Source organism: Kribbella sp. CA-293567 (assembly GCF_027627575.1).
In the GTDB taxonomy this organism is placed as follows: domain Bacteria; phylum Actinomycetota; class Actinomycetes; order Propionibacteriales; family Kribbellaceae; genus Kribbella.
Genome location: NZ_CP114065.1, coordinates 1502686 through 1522741, shown reverse-complemented (window position 1 = coordinate 1522741; position 20056 = coordinate 1502686). Strand labels below are relative to the sequence as shown.

At 68.7% G+C, this 20056-nt stretch carries 16 protein-coding genes and 1 pseudogene; 6 read left to right on the top strand and 11 right to left on the bottom strand.

Annotated features, from left to right (window positions below; translation table 11 throughout):
- The first annotated feature begins 34 nt into the window (after positions 1–34).
- Genes OX958_RS07335 through OX958_RS07325 form a run of 3 tightly spaced genes read left to right on the top strand, consistent with a single transcriptional unit; the run spans position 35 to position 3178 of the window.
- Positions 35–1360: an ABC transporter substrate-binding protein gene (locus OX958_RS07335; protein ID WP_270136415.1), complete on the top strand. Its 1326-nt coding sequence runs from the start codon at positions 35–37 to the stop codon at positions 1358–1360.
- Complete coding sequence (locus OX958_RS07330) at positions 1360–2346, top strand: carbohydrate ABC transporter permease (protein WP_270136414.1); 987 nt, start codon at positions 1360–1362, stop codon at positions 2344–2346. Before OX958_RS07335 ends, OX958_RS07330 begins: the two co-directional genes overlap by 1 nt.
- On the top strand, positions 2339–3178 hold the full coding sequence (locus OX958_RS07325) for a carbohydrate ABC transporter permease (protein ID WP_270136413.1): 840 nt from the start codon (positions 2339–2341) through the stop codon (positions 3176–3178). Before OX958_RS07330 ends, OX958_RS07325 begins: the two co-directional genes overlap by 8 nt.
- Before the next feature lie 53 nt (positions 3179–3231).
- On the opposite strand, the gene OX958_RS07320 is transcribed toward OX958_RS07325, so the two are convergent.
- The 6 genes from OX958_RS07320 to OX958_RS07295 form a co-directional block, all read right to left on the bottom strand.
- Positions 3232–4050, bottom strand: a complete 819-nt coding sequence (locus OX958_RS07320; RefSeq protein ID WP_270136411.1) for a hypothetical protein — start codon at positions 4048–4050, stop codon at positions 3232–3234.
- Between the two features lie 67 nt (positions 4051–4117).
- Entirely contained in the window at positions 4118–4681 is a 564-nt protein-coding gene (gene thpR / locus OX958_RS07315) for an RNA 2',3'-cyclic phosphodiesterase (RefSeq protein WP_270136410.1), read from the bottom strand.
- Between the two features lie 88 nt (positions 4682–4769).
- Entirely contained in the window at positions 4770–5531 is a 762-nt protein-coding gene (locus OX958_RS07310; RefSeq protein WP_270136409.1) for a polysaccharide deacetylase family protein, read from the bottom strand.
- A gap of 242 nt (positions 5532–5773) precedes the next feature.
- Entirely contained in the window at positions 5774–7174 is a 1401-nt protein-coding gene (locus OX958_RS07305; RefSeq protein ID WP_270136408.1) for a mycothione reductase, read from the bottom strand.
- Positions 7175–7294: 120 nt separating this feature from the next.
- The gene (locus tag OX958_RS07300; RefSeq protein ID WP_270136407.1) at positions 7295–8659 is read right to left on the bottom strand and encodes an MFS transporter; all 1365 of its coding nucleotides are present in this window, start codon (positions 8657–8659) and stop codon (positions 7295–7297) included.
- Positions 8656–9105 (bottom strand): MarR family winged helix-turn-helix transcriptional regulator, encoded by a 450-nt coding sequence (locus tag OX958_RS07295; RefSeq protein WP_270136406.1) that lies wholly within the window; start codon positions 9103–9105, stop codon positions 8656–8658. Before OX958_RS07295 ends, OX958_RS07300 begins: the two co-directional genes overlap by 4 nt.
- Positions 9106–9188: 83 nt before the next feature.
- On the opposite strand from OX958_RS07295, the gene OX958_RS07290 reads away from it, so the two are divergent.
- Entirely contained in the window at positions 9189–10277 is a 1089-nt protein-coding gene (locus tag OX958_RS07290) for a hypothetical protein (protein ID WP_270136405.1), read from the top strand.
- On the opposite strand, the gene OX958_RS07285 is transcribed toward OX958_RS07290, so the two are convergent.
- Both OX958_RS07285 and OX958_RS07280 read right to left on the bottom strand, forming a co-directional pair.
- Complete coding sequence (locus OX958_RS07285; protein ID WP_270136404.1) at positions 10245–12368, bottom strand: prolyl oligopeptidase family serine peptidase; 2124 nt, start codon at positions 12366–12368, stop codon at positions 10245–10247. The genes OX958_RS07290 and OX958_RS07285 overlap by 33 nt on opposite strands.
- Before the next feature lie 86 nt (positions 12369–12454).
- Positions 12455–13927, bottom strand: a complete 1473-nt coding sequence (locus OX958_RS07280) for an NCS2 family permease (RefSeq protein ID WP_270136403.1) — start codon at positions 13925–13927, stop codon at positions 12455–12457.
- A 146-nt stretch (positions 13928–14073) separates the two neighbouring features.
- On the opposite strand from OX958_RS07280, the gene OX958_RS07275 reads away from it, so the two are divergent.
- Positions 14074–14391: a DUF2530 domain-containing protein gene (locus OX958_RS07275; RefSeq protein ID WP_270136402.1), complete on the top strand. Its 318-nt coding sequence runs from the start codon at positions 14074–14076 to the stop codon at positions 14389–14391.
- Positions 14392–14751: 360 nt separating this feature from the next.
- Here OX958_RS07275 and OX958_RS07270 read toward each other — a convergent pair.
- Positions 14752–15504 (bottom strand): annotated as a pseudogene (locus OX958_RS07270) (DUF3027 domain-containing protein); the annotation flags it as partial.
- A gap of 85 nt (positions 15505–15589) precedes the next feature.
- Between OX958_RS07270 and OX958_RS07265 the strand changes: the two are divergent.
- Entirely contained in the window at positions 15590–17827 is a 2238-nt protein-coding gene (locus tag OX958_RS07265) for an MFS transporter (RefSeq protein WP_270136400.1), read from the top strand.
- Between the two features lie 71 nt (positions 17828–17898).
- Here the strand turns inward: OX958_RS07265 and OX958_RS07260 are convergent, their stop codons facing one another.
- Together OX958_RS07260 and larE are read right to left on the bottom strand one after the other, a co-directional pair.
- On the bottom strand, positions 17899–18282 hold the full coding sequence (locus OX958_RS07260; protein ID WP_270136399.1) for a cold-shock protein: 384 nt from the start codon (positions 18280–18282) through the stop codon (positions 17899–17901).
- Positions 18283–18483: 201 nt separating this feature from the next.
- Positions 18484–19953: an ATP-dependent sacrificial sulfur transferase LarE gene (larE, locus tag OX958_RS07255; protein ID WP_270136398.1), complete on the bottom strand. Its 1470-nt coding sequence runs from the start codon at positions 19951–19953 to the stop codon at positions 18484–18486.
- Between the last annotated feature and the right edge of the window lie 103 nt (positions 19954–20056).

The window sequence follows — 20056 nt, the reverse complement described above, 5'->3', positions numbered from 1 at the left end:
CTGCCGGAGGCTCGACGGGACGAGGGAGTCCGACGTGAGACTGCGTTCGCTTGTAGCCGCAGCAGCGGTGTCCGCCCTGGGAATCAGCCTGGCCGCCTGTGGTGGCAGCGACTCGGGCGACTCCTCTGGCGGTAGTAGTGGTGGCGGGGATCAGACCCTGACCTACTGGGCCAGCAACCAGGGCACCAGCCTGGACAACGACAAAGAGGTGCTGACCCCGGTTCTGGAGAAGTTCACCGCCGAGACCGGTGTCAAGGTCAAGCTCGAGGTGATCGGCTGGAACGACCTGCAGACCCGGATCCAGACGGCGACCACCTCGGGCCAGGGCCCGGACGTGGTCAACATCGGCAACACCTGGGCCGCGTCGCTGCAGGCCACCGAGGCGTTCCTGCCCTTCGACGGTGCGGCGATGGACGCGATCGGGGGCAAGGACAAGTTCGTGCCGACGGCTCTGGCGACCGGCGGCAAGGAAGGCACCGACCCGACCTCGGTCCCGCTCTACGGTCTGGCCTACGGCCTGTACTACAACAAGGCGATGTTCGCCGCGGCCGGCCTGCAGCCGCCGAAGACCTGGGAAGAGATGGTCGCCGCCGCGCAGAAGCTGACCGACCCCGCGAAGAAGACCTGGGGGATGGCGCTGGCCGCCGGCAGCTACACCGAGAACGTGCACTTCGCCTTCATCAACGGCGCCCAGAACGGCGCCGACTGGTTCGACAAGGACGGCAAGCCGACCTTCACCACCGACGGCAACGTCCAGGGCGTGCTGCGGTACCTCGACCTGATGCAGAAGGACAAGGTCGCCAACCCGTCGAACGCGCAGTACGACAACGGCACCAAGTCGGTGAACGACTTCGCCACCAAGAAGGTGGCGATGGTGATCAACCAGAACAACGCCGACTCCTCGATCGTTGCCAACGGCATGAAGCCCGGCGAGTACGGCGTGGTGCCGTTCCCCGCCCCGAAGGACGCGGCCGCGCCGGTCGCCAGCCACGTGGCCGGGATCAACCTGTCGATCTTCAAGAACACCAAGAACAAGGACGCGGCGCTGAAGTTCGTCAAGTACATGACCGACGCCCCGACCCAGACCACGCTGGGCAAGCCGTTCGCGTCGCTGCCGGTGCTCAAGGACGCCAAGCCGGTCTTCACCACCGACGCGGCCGAGGCGGCGACCTTCCAGGACATCTACAACACCAAGTCCAAGCCGCTGCCGCTGGTGCCGGCCGAGGACCAGTACGAGAGCACCGTGGGCAAGGCGATGAACGCGATGTTCGCCAAGATCGCCACCGGCGGCACGGTCACCGCCGACGAAGTGAAGGCCGCCCTGAAGACGGCCGAGGACCAAGTGGCGGCCAGTAGCTGATGGCATCCGCCACCGTCACCGAAGAGGCCCCCGTTTCCCCGACGGCTTCCAAGCCGTCGGGGAAGCGGGGGCTCGACCGCCGCCCCGGGCTGAGCCGGAAGCTCCCCTATCTGCTGCTCGCCCCCGCCGTCCTGCTGGAACTGCTGATCCACATCGTTCCGATGCTGGTCGGCATCTGGATGAGTTTCGTCAAGCTGACCAGGGCTTTCATCGCCAACTGGGCCGCGGCGCCCTCGGCGGGCCTGAACAACTACCGGGTCGCCGTCGACTTCGACGGCGCGGTCGGCCAGGGCTTGCTGAAGTCGTTCGGCGTCACGATCGCGTTCTCGCTGATCACCCTGGCCCTGGCCTGGGGGCTCGGGATGGCCGCGGCCGTCGCGCTGCAGCCACCGTTCCGCGGCCGCAGCGTGGTCCGGACCCTGTTCCTGGTGCCGTACGCGTTGCCCGCGTACGCCGGCATCCTCACCTGGAACTTCATGCTGCAGCGCGACACCGGCGCCGTGAACCACATCCTGGTCGAGAACCTCGGGCTCAGCACCGACCGGCCGTTCTGGCTGATCGGCGGCAACGCGCTGGTCTCGCTGATCACGGTGGCGGTCTGGAAGCTGTGGCCGTTCGCCTTCCTCACCCTGATGGCCGGCCTGCAGAGCATTCCGCGCGACATCTACGAGGCGGCCGCGGTGGACGGCGCCGGAACGGTCCGGCAGTGGCGCAACATCACCCTGCCTGCGCTCCGGCCGGTCAACCTGGTGCTCGTCCTGGTGCTGTTCCTGTGGACGTTCAGCGACTTCAACACGCCGTACGTGCTGTTCGGGACCGCGCAACCGCCCGCGGGTGACCTGATCACCTTCCACATCTACAACGCGTCGTTCCTGACCTGGAACTTCGGCTCCGGCGCGGCCATGTCCGTGCTGCTGCTGATCTTCCTGATGATCGTCACCGGCGCCTATCTGATCATCACCGGCCGGAGGTCTCGTCGTGCGTGACACAGGAGGATTCAAGGTCTACCGGGCCGTCGTCCTGACGGTGCTCGGGCTGTTCGTACTGCTGCCGCTCTACGTGATGGTGACCTCGTCGCTGAAGCCGCTGAGCGACGTCCAGGGAGCCTTCACCTGGTGGCCGTCGAATCTCACCCTCGATCCGTTCACCGACATGTGGAAGACGGTGCCGCTGGCCCGGTACTTCGTGAACTCCACGATCGTGTCGGTGGCAGCGACGGTGTGCTCGGTCGCGATCGCGATCCTGGCCGCCTTCGCGGTGTCGCGGTTCCGGTTCCGCGGCCGGACGGTCTTCACCACCACGGTGCTGTCGACCCAGATGTTCCCCGGCGTGCTGTTCCTGCTGCCGTTGTTCCTGATCTTCGTCAACATCACCAACTCCACCGGGCTGCAGCTGGTCGGCACCCGGCTGGGCCTGATCATCACCTACCTGACCTTCAGCCTGCCGTTCTCGATCTGGATGCTCGCCGGGTACTTCGACTCGATCCCGCGCGAGCTCGACGAGGCGGCACTGGTCGACGGGTGCGGGCCGATCGGCGCGCTGTTCCGCGTCGTACTGCCGGCTGCCCGGCCGGGGGTGATCGCGGTGGCGATCTACTCGTTCATGACGGCCTGGGGAGAAGTGCTGTTCGCCTCGGTGATGACGACCGAGGCGAACCGGACGTTGTCAGTGGGTCTGCGGCAGTACTCCACCCAGACCAACATCTACTGGAACCAGATCATGGCCGCCGCTCTGGTGGTCAGCATCCCGGTAGTGATCGGCTTTCTGCTCGCCCAGCGCCACTTCGTGGCGGGTATGACCGCCGGAGCCGTCAAGTAGCAGCCGGTTGAGGTTCTGTCCGGGCTCGCTGTTCCGGGCAGAACCTCAACCGCTCAGTACTCCGACGCGCTGTAGATGTCCACCGAGGTGGAGTAGCTGGACGAGCTGCGGCCGTTCTTGCCTACGGTGGCGCCGCTGATCCCGTGGCAGGACAGCCGGAAGCCGCCGACCTTGGCGTTGCGTACCGCTTCGGGACCGGTGGCAGCGTGGGCGGAGTTCTTCGCCGTGAAGGCAACGATCTGCTGCCGGGCAGTCGCGTCGGTGATGAACAGCGGCAGCACTCCCGACAGCCCGGCCTGCAGGGCCGCGTGCGCCTTGCCTGGACCTTCGGGGTAGTTCCCGCTGCCCGTCGCCCGCCCGCCCACGTCGATGCTTTCGACGTAGGTCGTCTGCTTGTAGACGGGCCGGATGCCGACCTCCAGCATGCCTTTCTCGCAGCGCATCCCCAGAATTCGGTCGAACTTGCAGACGAAACCCTTGGCCTGGAGCCGCTTGGTCACGCCGTTGAGAGTGACACCGGGCAGACACGAACGCCCGCACGCGGACGGCGCCGAAGTGGCCGGCGCCGAGCTGGCCGGTGGGCTGGCAGCCGGCTGACTCGGCTGGGAGCTCGGGCTCTCGCCGTTGGTGCTGGGCGCCTCGCTCGGCCGCGTCGAGGCGTCGTCAGTGGTCCGGCTTGCCGACGGAGCCGTCGTACCGGTCGCGTCGTCGCCGGAACCGCCGGCGAACCGGCTGACGATGAAGGCACCGCCACCCACCACGATCAGCGCCACCACCGTGCAGAACACGATCGTCAACACCTTGTAGCTGCGCTGCGGCGGAGGCGACGGCGGGTACTGCTGGTACTGCGGATGGGGCTGGTAGTTGGCCACCGGGCGACCCTACCGACGCCCCGGCCCGCCGCCGTTCAGTTAGACCACGGTCGAACCTTCCGGAGTGTCAGCCGGAGAAGCTCCACTCCCCCACAGTGTCGTACGCCGCACCATGGCTCGGGCCCTCCCCAAGACGCGACGAGATCAGCTCGATGCTTTCGGCTGTCCAGGCCGGCCCGGAGTACTCGTCGAAGACCCGCACCCAGCGCACGACGTCCATCGGCTGCCGCAGCCGCGCCAGCGTCAGATGCGGGGTGAACTTCCGCCCGTCGACGGTCACGCCGGCCTTGTTCGCCGCCGACCGCGTCGTCATCGCCAGATGCGGCAACGCCTCCGACTCGTCCCGTACGCCGGTCCAGAGCACCCGCGCGTCCGCCACACTCGGGAACGCCCCGGATCCCGCCAGTCGCAGATCGAACGGCTTCTGCCGCCCGGCCGCCGCCTCCAGCCACTCGCTCAACTCGCCGGTCTTGTACTCCGGCACGTCCCCCAGGAACGCCAGGGTGATGTGCCAGTTCTCGTCCGCCGCCCAGCGGATGTCCTCGTCCGGATGATCTCTTCGGGGCCCGACGAACTCGGCCAGATGCTCGACCACCTCCACCGGCGGCACCACCGCCACAAAAAGTCGCATCCTTCGATCCTAGAGGGCGCCGTCCAGGGGATTGGCCACGGCTGATCCTGATGGGCGCCGCGTTCGCCGAACTCAGCTTGCGGCTGCGTCAGCAGTCCATGGCAGGGAAGGTGTAGCCGCGGGCGGTCAGGGTTTGCAGCGCCTGGTCGAGGGCCGCGACGGTCTGGCTGCGGTCGCCGCCGGCGTCGTGCATCAGGATGACGCTGCCGCTGCGGGCCTGGGTGAGGATGGTGTTCACGATGGCCTGCTTGCCCGGGCGTTGCCAGTCGAGGGTGTCGATGTCCCAGCGCACGGGAGTCATGCCGGCCGCCTTGACGTCGGCGCGGACGCTCGCGTTGGCGGCGCCGTACGGGGGGCGGAAGCATTTCGATCGCGGGCCGTCGAAGATCTCGTGATGGCGCTTCGTCGCCGAGGTCTTGGTCAGCTGGGCGTGCGAGATCGAGTGGTTGCCGACAGTGTTGCCTGCAGCAAGGATCTGGTCATGGATCTCGGGGTGCGCCTTCTGCATGCCGCCGAGCTCGAAGAAGGTCGCGTGGGCGCCGTACTTCGCCAGTACTTCGAGCACTCGCGGCGTCCAGACCGGGTCGGGTCCGTCGTCGAAGGTGAGGAAGACGACTTTGTTGCCTCCGGCCACTGCAGTCGGGTCGGCGATCGGCTTGCGCGGAGTACTGATCGGTGCTGCTGATGCCTGTGGCGCCGAGGCTTGTACTACCGGTGTCACGGAGCCGGCCGGCGTGGTGGCGGAGGCATGGTCTGCTTGCGCCAGCCCGAAGGCAACCACCCCAGCCACCACGAACGCCGCCGAGACCCCGATACCGGTGTTGATGAACGCCCCGAGCTTGCTGACCATGACGCTCTCCCCCGTGAATCACCGAACATCTCCCCGCGAAGCGCCTCCCGGCCACTTCACAAGATGAGACGCCGGAAACCCCGGTCTGGTTGGGAGTTGGTGATTCCGAGGATGAACTCCGGTCATCTGAGTGCCTGCTCGGTCACTGGATCTTGGCGGCCCGGACCCGCCATGCAGTCACCCCGGCACCCAGCAGCACCCCACGCCAACCGGGGCACCGTCTGTTGCTCTTGTCTGTTGCTTTACGGCTTGTTGAGCTTCAGGTTCAGCAGTGCGTTCTCGATCAGCTCCGGCATCGCCGGGTGGATCCAGTACTGGCCGCGGGCCATCGTGTGGGCGTCCAGGCCGAAGCTCATGGCCTGGATGACCGGCTGGATGACCGTCGACGCCTGGGGGCCGATCACGTGGCAGCCGAGGATCTGGCCGGTGTACGGGTCGGCGAGGACCTTGGCGAATCCCGTGGTGTCCTCCATCGCCCAGCCGTAGGCGATGTCGGCGTACGCCTGGCGGCCGACGACGTACGGGACACCTTGTTCAGTGGCTTCCTCCTCGGTCAGCCCGACCGAGGCGATCTGCGGGGAACCGAAGACGGCGTGCGGGACGAAGCGGTGGTCCGACTTGATCCGGTCGTCGGGGTGCAGCAGGTTGTGCTGCACGACCTTGGCCTCGTGGTTGGCCACATGCTTGAGCTGGTACGGCGAACAGATGTCGCCGAGCGCGTAGATGCCCTCGACCGCGGTCTGCTGGTACTCGTCGACCACGACCCGGCCGTCCTTCTCCAGCTCGACCCCGGCGGCCTCGACGTTCAGCAGGTCCGAATTGGGCTCACGGCCGACCGCGACCAGCAATTCGTCGACCACCAGATCCTCGGCGCCTTCCGGGCAGAGCATCCGGATCGCGATGCCTTCGGAGTTCCGGTGCACGCCGATCGTCTCGTGCCGGGTCAGGACGGTGTACCGCTGCTTGGCCAGCTCGGTGTAGCGCTGCGCGATCTCGCTGTCCTCGTGCCGCAGCAGGTGGTCGGAGCGCACGATCATCGTCACCTCGACGCCGAGCGACGAGAAGACGTGCGCGAACTCGGCCGCCACGAAGCCACTGCCGATGATGCCGAGCCGGCGCGGCAGCTCGTCCAGCCGCATGATCGTGTCGGAGGTGTGGAAGCCGGTCTCCTCCAGCCCCGGGACGAACGGCACGATCGGCCGGCTGCCGGCGGCGAGCACGAACCGGTCGGCGGTCAGTACCTCGGCCTGCCCACCCTCGTTCGCCGTCACGGTCAGCTCACGCTCGCCGGTGAACCGCCCGGTGCCGTGGTACAGGGTGACGTTGACGTTGTTCGGATGCTGTTCCCGGTACTCCGCACCGCCGGCCGAGATCGGGTCGATCCGGCCGAAGATCCGGTCCCGGATGTCCGGCCAGCGCACCCCGGTGAGCTGCTCGTCCACGCCCAGCCGGGAGCTGTGCGACGGCACGGCGGCCAGGTCGGCGGTGTGCACGAACATCTTGGTCGGGATGCAGCCCACGTTCAGGCAGGTACCGCCGAAGGTACCGCGCTCGACGATCGCCACTTTCCGGTCCGCGAACTGCTTGGTCACGATCGTGTTGCCCGAACCGCTGCCGACGACCACCAAGTCGAAATGAGTCACGCCCCATTGTGCGCGTGGCACGCAACCTGACCCCAGGCGGCACCGCTTACCTCCCGCGAACGAGATCGCCTGGTGGAAACGCCCCAGCCCGCAACTCGAGTGCGGGGGCACCTCCGGCGGCTAAGCGACGCGAGGCTTGACTGGTTCGGTCGGCGTGGCGGCTACAGCAGTGGAGTCTGCGGCGGTGGGTGTCGACGAGCCGGTCAGCGTCGACTTCTCGCCCAGCAGGTCCGTGGTCGGGCTGAGGATGTCCAGCCGTGGCCGCGGCAGCAGGTGTGGGCGGATCGCCAGGCCCCGGCGACGGGAGAAGTACAGCACCGAGGCGATGGTGCCGAGCAGGGTCAGGCTGCCGCCGACCACCAGCGACCAGCGGGCGCCGAACTCCTGGCCGACCCAGCCGATGAACGGCGAGCCGATGGGGGTGCCGCCCATCAGGACGGTCATGTAGAGCGCCATCACCCGGCCCCGCATGGTCGGCTCGATCCCGAGCTGCATGGTCGCGTTCGCCGCGGTGAGCATCGTCAGTGCGGTGAAGCCGACCAGCGGCAGCACCAGCGCGAAGGTCAGGTACGTCGGCATCAGGCCGCTGACGATGACCATCACCCCGAAGGCCAGGGCCGCGCCCATCACCAGCCGGCCGCGGGTGCGGACCCGGCGGGCCGCCATCAGCGCACCGGCCAACGAGCCGATCGCCAGGATCGAGCCGAGGATGCCGTACTCCCCCGCGCCCTTGTGGAACTCGCTGACCGCCATCAGCGCCGACGTCATCTGGAAGTTCAGCCCGAAACAGCCGGCGAAGAACACCGTCACCAGCACCATCATCAGATCGGGACGGCGCCACAGGTAGCGCATCCCGTCCCGGATCATGCCCTTGTCCCGGGCCGCCACCTTGGGCGTGTGCAGCTCACTGGAGCGCATCAGGTGCAGCGACAGGATCACCGCCGCGTAGCTCAGACCGTTGATGATGATCACCGGCCCGGTCCCGATCCAGTGGATCAGCAGGCCGGCCAGGCCGGGGCCGATCAGCCGGGCCGCGTTGAACGAGGCCGAGTTCAGGCCGACGGCGTTGGACAACTCGTCCTTGCCGACCATCTCGACCACGAACGCCTGCCGGGTCGGCGCGTCGAACGCCGTACCGATCCCGAACACGAAGGCCAGCGCGAACACGTGCCAGGCCTCGACCAGACCGAAGACGGTCAGCGCGCCCAGGAACAGCGCGACGGCGCCCATCGCGATCTGGGTGATGGTGAGCACCCGGCGCTTGGGGAACCGGTCGGCGATCAGCCCGGCGTACGGGGAGACCAGCAGGGCGGGCAGGAACTGCAGGCCGGTGACGATACCGAGGGCGGTGCCGGAATGGGTCAGCTCCAGGACCAGCCAGTCCTGGGCGACCCGCTGCATCCAGGTGCCGACGTTGGAGATGATGGCACCGGTGGCGTAGAGCCGGTAGTTGCGGACTTTCAGCGCGCGGAAGGTCGGGCTCACGTGGCCGCCAGGCGCTCTAGAACAGGTGCTGCCTTGCGCAGGATGTCGCGCTCCTCAGGAGTCAGTTTCTTCAGTTTCGTCTGCAGCCACTCGTCGCGCCGCCGGCGGTTGGCCAGCAGCAGGTCGTGCGCGGCCGGGGTCAGATCGACCACGATCTGACGCTTGTCGGTCTCGTGCGGGCGGCGGACCACCAGGCCCGCCTCCTCCATGTTGGACACGATCCGCGTCATCGACGGCGGCTTGACCTGCTCGTGCGCGGCCAGCTCGCCGATCGTCATCGCGTCGTGTTTGCCGAGTGCACCGAGGACGCCGAGCTGGTTGGCGGTCAGGTCGTGGCCCCCCACCCGCTGGCGGCGCAGCTGTCGCGACAGCCGCAACGTGGACGACCTCAGAGCACTGGCCAGTCCTACGTCACTCTTCACCTGCTGCGCTACGACCTCGGGCATATTCATTAGCTTAACTCATTACCTTTGCTAACTAAAGCCCCGGTCGCCGGGAGTGGGACCGCCGATGCCCTAGGGTTCCGCGCATGGGGACACCACCGGAGCTGGCGCGGTACGAGCAGCGCTTCCGGCGCGCCGGCCTGCCGTTGTTCATCGAGGACTTCTCACCGACCCACGACATCTTCAGCCGGGCCACCCCGGTACTGGTGCTGGTCTTCCTGTTCGAGCTGACCGGAGCCACCTCGTTCGAGTGGTCGACCAAGCGCAATCTGCTCACCGCCCTGGCCGGCCTGGCCATCCTGCTGACCGGCTTCGGGCTGCTGAACCGCTTCCGGCGGCGGCCGTTCTGGTCCTTCCCGACCCGTTTCGGCACACCGGAACTGGCCGTCTTCGTGCTGCTGCCGGCCCTGCTGCCGGTGATCACCGACAACCAGTGGAAGCAGTTCGCCGGGGTTGCCATCGGCAACCTGTTGCTGGTCGGCGTGATCTACGTGGTGGTCGGCTACGGCCTGATCGGTACGACGTTCTGGGGCCTGCGCCGGCTCGGCACCGAACTGGCCGGCTCGGTGACCAGCCTGGTCCGGGCGCTGCCGTTGCTGCTCGTGTTCTCCCTCGTACTGTTCGTGAACACCGAGATGTGGCAGGTCTTCGCCGGCATGCCGGTCGAGTTCATCGCCTTCTCCGCGATCGCGTTCACGCTGCTCAGCAGCCTGTTCCTGATGCTGCGGCTGCCGAAGGAGCTGGACGAGATCGAGCTCGAGGCGGGATCCGAGCCGCCGCTCAGCCGGATCCAGCGTCTCAACCTGAGCGTCAGCCTGGTGATCCGCCAGTGGATGCAGGTGCTGGTGGTCAGCACCGGCGTCGGCCTGTTCTTCGTCGGCTTCGGCCTGCTCGCGATCAGCGGGGAGATCTACGAGTCCTGGGGCGTCGACCCCGGCGCCTGGTCGCACCGGTTCGAGCTGCTCGGCCACCCCTTGCTGATCAGCGCCGCCCTGGTCAAGGTTGCCGTCGGCATCGCCAACTTCACCGGGCTGTACTACTCGATCTCGCTGATGACGGACGCGACGTACCGGACCGACTTCCTCGACAACGTCACCACCGAGCTCCGCGCGCTGTTCACCGCCCGCACCCAGTACCTCGAACTACGTGCCCGGCTGCTCCCCCACGGCGAGTAGCGCGGTCCTCAGGAAGTCGAGCTCGTGCAGCATCAGTCCCCGGACCGCGGCTTCGTCGGTGACCCGATGGGTCGCGTTGGACAGCGGCATGACCTGGTGCGGGCGACCTGCGGCCAGCAGCGCGGCGGAGAACCGCAGGGTGTGGGCGGCGATCACGTTGTCGTCGGCCAGACCGTGGACCAGGAGGAGCGGTCGCTCCAGCTTGGCGGCGTCGTTGATGGGTGATGAGCGGTCGTAGTCCTCCGGGTGCTCGTCCGGGTGCCCCAGGAAGCGCTCGCGCCAATGCGTGTCGTAGAGGCGCTGGTCGCTGGGGGCCGCTCCGGAGACCGCGGCGTGGAAGACGTCCGGCCGGCGCAGTACGGCGGCGGCCGCGAGCAGGCCGCCGTAGCTCCAGCCGGTGATGCCGACCCTGGTCAGATCGAGATCCGGGGAGTACTCCGCTGCGGCGTGCAACGCGGTGATCTGGTCCGCGATCGGTGCCGACAGGGTGTCGCGGTGGACCGTCTTCTCCCAGACAGGTCCCCGGCCCGGCGTGCCGCGGCCGTCGGCGATCACGACGGCGAATCCGGCTTCGGCGTACCACTGAGCTTTGTGGAACCAGGGCGCGGTGACCTTGAGGACGAGGGACATGGCGGGGCCGCCGTACGGGGCCATTAGGACTGGGAGCTTGGTGACGCCCGGCTGGTACCAGGACGGGAGGAGGAGCGCCGTGCGGAGCCTCAGGTCTCCCGCTTGCAGCCAGGTGATCCGTGGGGTGACCACTGGGGTGGCGCGGTGGGAGGCGATCGGGTGATCCGGTTGACCTTCACGCCGTACCACGAATGTGCGGCCTGCCTCCGTGTTGGAGCTGAGGAGAAGAGTGCCGCCGGCCCGGAGACCGTCGTACGCGCCTGGGACATCGCTGAGCTGGTGAAGAGTCTCTTGCTGATAGAGCCAGAGGTGGGACTCGGTCGGCTCGTTGCTGGCCAGGAAGAGGACCGACTCGCCTTGAACGGCCAGGACTTCGCGGAGCTGCAGGCCTTCGGGAGTCACCTGTCGGCCGTCGATCGTCAGGTGGCGGGTTTCGCCCAGGTCTTCGGGGTGGACGAGCTTGCCCGAGGCGGTGCGAGCAGGAGTGCCGGGGACGAGCTCGACCCAGGCGGGATCGCGTTGCTCGTGCAGTAGGTGCGTCCGGCCGGTACTGGGGTCGGCGGCGAGAACCTGGAGAGTGCGCTGGTCGCGGGACTGCACGGCAAGGAGAGGGCCGTGGGAATCCCAGGCAACGGCGGCCAGGTACTCGTACGCCGTACTGTCCCACTGGAGTCGGGTGCTCGAGCCGGTCAGGTCGAAGGCGTGGAGTGAGACCAGCGCATTGGCTGTGCCGGCCGCGGGATAGGCGATCTCGCGCGGAGGTCGAGCCGGGTTGGCGGGGTCGGCGATCCACCAGCGCTGAACTGGCGTCAGGTCGACGCGGGTGGTGAGCAGGTGGGTGCCGTCCGGGGACCACCAGTGACCCCTGGTTCGATGCATGGACTCGGAGGCGACGTGTTCGGCCAGGCCCCAGGTGACCTCGGGGTCGTCGTCGGAGGCAACCAGCTGATCGTTGCCCGTAGCAAGAGTCAGGACCCGGAGCGATCCGTCGGTGACGTAGGCGACCCGTTGCCCGGTGGGGTCGAGGCGCGGGTCGACCACCGGGCCGGCCGTGGGTCGGCACTGGGGCTGCGCCGAGGAGCCGATCCCGGAACCGGCCGTGGAGTCGGCGGACGGGTCCAGGGTCAGCGTCCAGAGGGCGCCGTTCAGGGCGAAGGCGACGGTCCGCAGCTCCACGTCGGCCGTGTAGGCGACGATGCCGGCCGCGCTCTCCCGGGCGCGTTCGCGGCGGACCGCCTCGGCGGGCGGGAGCGGGCCGTCCTCGCCGAGCGACTCAGGGGCGGCAAGCAGGTGCTCCTCGGTCCCGGCGAGGAGCCAGAGGCAACTGGTGGCGTCCTCGGCCCCGCGGGTACGGAGGAAAAGCACACGCTGACCGTCGGGCGACAGAGTGAAGGCACGGGGCAGGCCGAGGGAGAAACGGCGGGTCCGGGACCACTGGGCGGGAAATGCGCTGATGTCCATAAACAAAAGTCTGGGCGGCCCTGAAGAGGGAAGCCCAGACGCTTGTCATTCTAGCAGTTCTCGCGGTGTCATCAGCGGCTTCCAGCTCAGGTGAGCCAGTCCTGCAGCGGGCCGATGGCGAAGTACACGACGAACAGGGCGGCGACCACCCACATCAGCGGGTGCACCTGACGGGCCTTGCCGCGGACCACCTTGAGCAGCACGTAGGAGACGAACCCGGCGCCGATCCCGGCCGAGATCGAGTAGGTGAACGGCATCAGGATGATGGTCAGGAAGGCCGGGATCGCCAGCTCCAGATCGTCGAAGTCGATCCCCTTGACCTGGGTCATCATCAGGAAACCGACCAGGATCAGCGCCGGGGTGGCCGCCTCGTACGGGATCAGCGTGACCAGTGGCGCGACCACCATCGAGATCAGGAAGCAGATCCCGGTCACCACGCTGGCCAGTCCGGTCCGCGCGCCCTCACCGACACCGGAGGCCGATTCGATGTACGACGTGTTGCTGGAGACCGAGGCGGCGCCGCCCGCGGCCGCGGCGACGCTGTCGACGACCAGGATCCGCTGCGAGTTCGGCGGGTTGCCGTCCTGGTCGAGCAGGCCGGCCTCGGCGCCGATCGCCGTCATCGTGCCCATCGTGTCGAAGAAGTCGGCCAGCATCAGGGTGAAGATCAGCAGCAGCGCGGAGACCAGGCCGACCTTTTCGAACGACCCGAACAGGTTGAACTCGCCGACCAGGTCGAGGTTGGGCGTGGAGAACCAGGAGTCGGGCAGCTTCGGCACGCTCAGACCCCAGCCGCCGGGGTTGGTCTCGGTACGGCCGCCGATGTCGAAGATCGCCTCGATCACGATCGCGAGCACCGTCGCGAACAGGATGCCGATCAGGATCGCGCCCTTCACCTTGCGCGCGTAGAGCGTGATGATCAGCACCAGGCCGATCACGAAGACCAGGACCGGCCAGCCGCGAAGGTTGCCGCCGACACCGAGCTCGACCGGCGGGCCGCCTGCCGACGCGGGCCGGCGGACGAAACCGGCGTCGACCACGCCGATGAAGGCGATGAACAGGCCGATGCCGACGCTGATCGCGATCTTGAGCTGCTGTGGCACCGCCTCGAAGACCGCCCGGCGGAACCCGGTCAGCACCAGCACCAGGATGATCAGGCCCTCGATCACCACCAGGCCCATCGCGTCGGCCCAGGTCATCTTGGACGCGACGCTGAACGCGATGAAGGCGTTCAGGCCGAGGCCGGTGGCCAGTGCCAGCGGGAAGTTGGCGACCAGCCCCATCAGGATGGTGACCACCCCCGCGATCAGCGCGGTGGCCACCGCGACCTTCGCGATCGCGACCGCCTGGTCGGTGCCACCACCGACGAACTGACCGGTGCTGTCCTTCACCGACCCGATGATCAGCGGGTTCAGCACCACGATGTAGGCCATCGTGAAGAAGGTGACCAGGCCACCGCGGATCTCCCGGCCGAGGGTCGATCCGCGTTCGCTGATCCGGAAGAACGCATCGAGCGGACCGGAACCGGGGCGGGCGATGGCGCCCTGTCGCGAGCTCATGACGGCATCGTGTCAGGTGACGTCGGCCCGTGGCGAGTGAATCGGACGGCTTGGGTGTGTCTCCCAATTTCCGCCGTAGCGAGCAGGTGCCGCGCAGAGTGCCGCGCAGTAGGCGGAAATTGGGAGACACACCCTAAGGTGGGGCTGTGGCAGATCAGGAGCAGGTGCCGGCGTCGAAGAAGCGCAACGACCCGACCAGTCAGCTGGCTCGCGGGGAGATCGTGCACGCCGAGGTCAAGCCGTTGGACCTGTCCGGCATCCCCACGGTGATCTTCGGGATCGTCGCCTGGGCGGTCGCGTTCGTGCTGGTGCTGATCTTCCGCGGTGAGTTGGAGAAGAGCGGCGAAGAGTGGTGGTTGTGGGTCACCGTCGCGGGCTTCGGGCTCGGCTGGATCGGGCTGCTGTACTGCCGCCGCCGCTGGGCCGCCATCCAGGCCGGCCACCGGCCCGCGACCGAGGACTGAGCCCCCGGTCCGGCAGCGGACCCGGTGGTTCGGCTTCAGTACTGGGCCGCCGTACTCCGCCCAGTAGTTCGGCCCAGTAGTTCGGCCCAGTAGTTCGGCCTAGTAGTTGGCGGTCGCTTCCGCGGCGATCTCTTCGGCGGTGGGCATGTAGACCTCGTCGTCCGACGGGGGCTCGGCCGCAGCCTCGACCTCGGCCTGGACGGAGTCGGCCTCCTCCACCTCGGCCTGGACGTCGGCCAGTTCGGCCTTCACCTCGGCCAGCTCCGCCTGCACCTCGGCCAGTACTTCGGCCGGCTCTGCCGGTGCTTCGGTCTGCGCCTCGGTTGGCTCGGCCAGCGGGTCGGGGCGCGGCATCGTGAGGTCGTCGTACCCGGTGGTGTCGAAGGCGTGCTCGGTCGACGGGTGGTCGGGCGCGTCGATCACGGCGTCGGAGTGAGCTCCGCAGCCGTAGTCGTAGGCGACGATCCGGCCGTCGCCCGGGGCCATCTCGTTGGTGCAGGCGCCGAAGGCCTGGCCGAGGCTGTCGTTCAGCCGGATCCAGTAGCCGCAGGCGAAGCACTTGTACGGAACGGCCTGCGCGATCGCCGATGCCGGGCCGAAGTCACCGGCGTACCAGCGGTCGGCTGCTTCCTCACGGCCGATCGGCGACAGCACCCGCTCGCGACCGAGTCCGAGCTCGTCGACGACGGCCAGCACCTCGTCGGCCGCGCCGGTGTCGGTGTAGCCGGGCTCGAGCCGCGGGTCCTCCGGCAGCGTCGGGAACAGGTCACCGGGACGGAGGTCACCGGGCTGGACGCGCTCCGACCACGGCACCCACGCGGGTCCGACGATCGCCTCGTCGCCCGGCAGCATCACGACCTCGTTGATCGTGACGGTCTTGGCCCGCGAGGCGCGGGTCAGCGTGACCGCCCAGCGCCAGCCGCGGTACCCCGGGTGGGTCGAGGCGAAGTAGTGCGTGACGAGCCGCTCGCCCTCGACCGAATGACCGAGGTGGTCACCGACCTGAGCGGCGCCCGCCTCGACGATCGCCGCCTCGCGGGCGGGTTCGACCGCCGCGACGCAGACGGCGTCGGGCTTGGCGCGGACCGGTTCCGGAGTCTTGACGGGAGTCACAATCGGTCATTCTCGCACGCCCGCCGCCACGATTCGAACCGCGTCAGAACTCCGGTCTGTCCCCCGCACAAGGCAGGATGGTGACATGAACGGTGCCGACCCCGAGAACCGCCCGCGCCAAGGCGCCGGAGGCGGTCGCGAGCCCGGCACGGGTCCGGCCCCGGAGACCTCCGGTGGGCCGGGCTCAGGCGAGCGCGGCGCCGGTGGGCAGAGCAGCGGTGGCCGGCAGAGCGGTGGCGGGCCGAGCAGCACTGGTCGGCAGAGCGGCGGCGGGCAGAGCAGCACTGGTCGGCAGGGTGCTGGCGGGCAGAACGGTGGCGGGCCGAGCGGTGGTGGCGGGCCGAGCAGCACTGGTCGGCAGAGTGCTAGCGGGCAGGGTGGTGGCGGCAAGCCGGGCGGTGGCGGGAAGCAGCGGCGTACCGGGGAGCGGCTTGGCAGCGCCGGCAAGAAGGTCGGCGCCGCGGGGAAGAAGGTCGGGCAGGCCTCGAAGGTCGGGGCGGCCGGCTTCGCCAGTGTGTCGAAGAAGACCGCCGGGGTGACCGGCCGGGCCGGCAAGGCGACCGGGCGGCGGATCCGTGGGCTGACCGGCGCGCAGGGAGCTCGCGAGTCCGGGCTGTCGCGGCTGATCGAGCTCGGCTTCGTCAACGCCGCCGGGGACACCGCCTTCGCGGTCTCGCTGGCAGGGACGGTGTTCTTCGCCGTACCGAGTTCGCAGGCCCGGGACCGGGTTGCGCTGTTCCTGCTGCTGACGATGGCGCCGTTCGCGTTGATGGCACCGCTGATCGGTCCGGTGCTCGACCGGTTCCGGCACGGCCGGCGCTGGGCGATCGGCGCGACGCTCGGGTTGCGCGGGTTCCTGGTCTGGAGTCTCGCCGCCTCGATCCACAACAGCTCCGCCTGGTTGTATCCGGCCGCCCTCGGCTGTCTGGTCGCATCCAAGGCGTACGGCGTCACCCGGGCTTCCGCGGTACCGCGGCTGCTGCCGAAGAACGTCGACCTCGTCACCGCCAATTCGCGCATCTCGCTCGCCGGTGTGGCCGGCGCGACCGTCGGCGCCGGCATCGCGGGAGCGTTCGCCGCGATCGGGCCACAGTGGTCGCTGCGCTGGGCCGCGCTGGTCTACACGGTCGGCCTGGTGCTCGCGATCCGGCTGCCGTCACGGGTCGACTCGCCGGCGGGCGAGGAGATGACCGGTACGGCGGGGCGCGAGGCCCGGCGCCGGGCGATCACTGCCGCGGTGTCGCGAGGCATCCGCTGCAACCTCGGACTGCGGTTCGTGTCGGGCTTCCTGACCATGTACCTCGCGTTCCTGCTGCGCGACAAACCGATCAGCGGGATCGACGGCGCGCTGGCGGCCGGCGCGGTGATCGCGGCGGCCGGGATCGGGAACAGCCTCGGCACCCTCACCGGATCGTTGCTCAAGGCCCGTAAACCCGAGGCGGTGGTGCTGGTTGTGCTGCTCGCGGACGCGATCGTCGCGGTCGCGGTCGCGGTGTTCTACGGGTTCCCGCTGCTGATCGTGCTCGGACTGGTCGCGGGGTTGTGCAGTTCACTGGGCAAGCTGTCGCTGGACGCGATGATCCAGCGCGACGTACCGGAGACCGTGCGGACGTCGGTGTTCGCACGGTCGGAGACAGTGCTGCAGCTGTCCTGGGTGATCGGTGGCGGCTGCGGCATCCTGCTGCCGCTGATCCCGCGACTCGGCTTCGGCTTCCTCGCCGCGGTGCTCGCCGTCGCGGTGTTCTTCGTACTACGCCAGAAGCCGTCACCACATGCTCCGGCGCCACACACCCCGGCACCGCCACGCACGCCGAGCAGCGACGATCCCGGACCCCGCAGTACGGCGGTCGTGCCGTCGGAACACCACGAGACCCGCACGGTTCACGAGGCGAGCGGCCACCCTGCCACTCACGAACCAGGCATCACCCGCACCATCCTGACCAGCGAACCGGAATCGGTCGCCGAACGCCGCGCGACCCGAGCCCGCACCGCCGCGAGTCCCACGGTCAGCGAGCCGACAGTGGAGTTCCGCGTCGATCCGCCCGCGGCTGAACCGCGCGGCGACACCAGCGCCGTACGCCCGCGCGACGAAAGCCGCCCCGACGTCGGTCCCGGCGTACGGCCGGCTACGCCGCCACCGAGCGGCCGCTGGTGGAGCGGCCAGCCCGACGAGGACGCCGACGACACAGTGGTCGAAGAAGCCACCTGGGCCACCGAGAAGACCCAGGAGAACCAGCCTCCGCGCCCCGCTGCCTCAGCTGACCGGTCCTCGGAAGCATCCGGTCGGCGCAACCCGTTCCGCCGGCGGCGTCCACCGCGCTGACCGCGGCCTCGTTCGAATTGAGTAGCACGGCAAGCTCGCTGGTGGGCTTGCCGTGCGAGGTGTGATCCGGCTCAGACGTCGAGTTTGTCGGCGACGCCGCGCAGGACCGTGGCGGCGCCGCGGGCGGCCTTGTTATCGGGGTGGCGGCCGCGGCGGTAGCCCTCACCGATGTTGTCGAGGAGCTTGATCAGGTCCTCGATCACCAGTGCCATGTCCTCCGGCTTCGGGCGCATCGCCTTCGCCACGGACGGCGGCGGGTCGATCAGCCGGACCTGCAGCGCCTGCTCACCCTTGCGGCCCTCGACGACGCCGAACTCGACCTTCTGCCCCGGCTTGAGGTTGGCCACTCCGGCCGGCAGCGCCTCCGCACGGACATAGACGTCCCCGCCCTCCTCCTTGCTGAGGAAGCCGAACCCCTTCTCGGAGTCATACCACTTGACCTTGCCAACAGGCACGGGAACCTCTTCGGAGTTAATCGACGGAACAGGACGGAGATCGGACCGGACGAGCTGCATCCGGGCCGATTACCCAGCGTACGTGAACCCGGAGGCCCCCGCCTCTGGAAACTATCTGATGAGGCAACGATTCCGCACCCATCGGTCTCGTAATCGTCGCCACCACCCGGCACCGCGCTGCCGCCCGGCGGGCGGCCGGGGTCAGCGGTAGCGGTCGGGGTTGGCCAGCCGCTCGTTCATGGAGCCGGAGCGGAAGCCCCGGGCGTCCACCGCGGCGGCCGCGAAGCCCTCGGCGCGGACCAGTTCGACCAGCGCCGCGTTGTCGACCGTGCCGAGCAGGGCGGCGTCGATCTCGATGCTGGCCGACTCGCCCAGATCGCGGACCCGGACGTTCTCCACGCCGTACGGCGTGAGGTGGTCGCGGACCGCCTGCTCGGCGCGGTCCACCCGGGCGAGCAGGTTCGGCGTGATCCGGATCCCGTACGCGATCCGGCTCGACAGGCAGGCCGCGGCCGGCTTGTCCGAGGTCTCCAGCCCCCAGCTGCGGGAGGCCTCCCGGATCTGGGCCTTGGTCAGGCGCGCGTCGCGCAGCGGGGTGATCGCACCCCGCTCGAAGGCCGCCTTGATCCCCGGCCGGAAGCCGGCGATCGCGTCGTCGGCGTTGGTCCCGGTGGCGATCGCCGCGATACCGAACTCGTCCGCGATCGGCTGCAGCGTCTCCACCAGCTCCGCCTTGCAGAAGTAGCAGCGGTCACCGGCGTTGGCCTGGTAGCCCTCGCGGTCCATCTCGTGCGTGTGCGGCGTGACATGGCGTACGCCGATGCTGTCCGCGAAGCGAGCGGCCGGCTCCAGCTCAGCCACCGGCAGGCTCGGGCTGACAGCCGTGGCCGCTACGACGTTGGCCGGGCCGATTGCTCGGGCCGCGGCGGCCAGCAGGAAGGCAGAGTCGGCACCGCCGCTGAAGGCGACCACCAGGCTCGGGTAACCGGCGAGCCGCTCCATGAGCGCTTCCAGCCGCTGCTCGAGCACATAGGCGTCCAGCCAGGCCGGAAACTCGGTCAGGTCGTTCAGTACGACGTCCGCTCCGTACGCACGCAGCTCGTCGGCCGTGAACGGGCCAGTGGCCACCGACACCGCCACTGCTCCCGCCGCACGCGCTCCGTCGATGTCAGCGGTGTGGTCGCCGACATAGATGGTCGCCTGATGCTCCCGCAGCGCAATGCCCTTGTCGGCGCCGTGCAGGTCGCCGACCGGCTCGTCGATGTCCAGACCGAGGTGATCGAGGTGCAGCTCGACACTGGGCTTGTACTTCGCCGACACCACTACCGTGCGACCGCGCAGCGCCCGCACCGTGGCCAACGACTCCTCGACCCCGGGCAGCGGCAGGCTGCCGGTGATCGCGTAGTTCGGGTAGACCTCGCGGTACCGCGCGATCATCGCGTCGATCTGGTCAGCGGGGAACCAGTGGGCCATCTCCCAGCTCAGCGGCGGCCCGAGCCGGCTCACCACGAGCTCCGTGTCGATCGCCGCGCCGGTCTCGGCCACCAGCAGGTCCCAGACCGCCTTGATGCCCGGCCGGGAGTCGATCAGCGTCATGTCCAGGTCGAACCCGACCACCAGTTCAGGCACGTCGGTGGTCAAGGAGCTGGGCTGAATCTCGGCGGTTGACACGTCCTCAACTCTACTTCTTCCTGCCTCGGCAACTGTCAGCGCGCTCGGTCAGGACTTGACAGTTTCGACCTCGACGCCTGACCCCTTGACATTATGGTTTCAG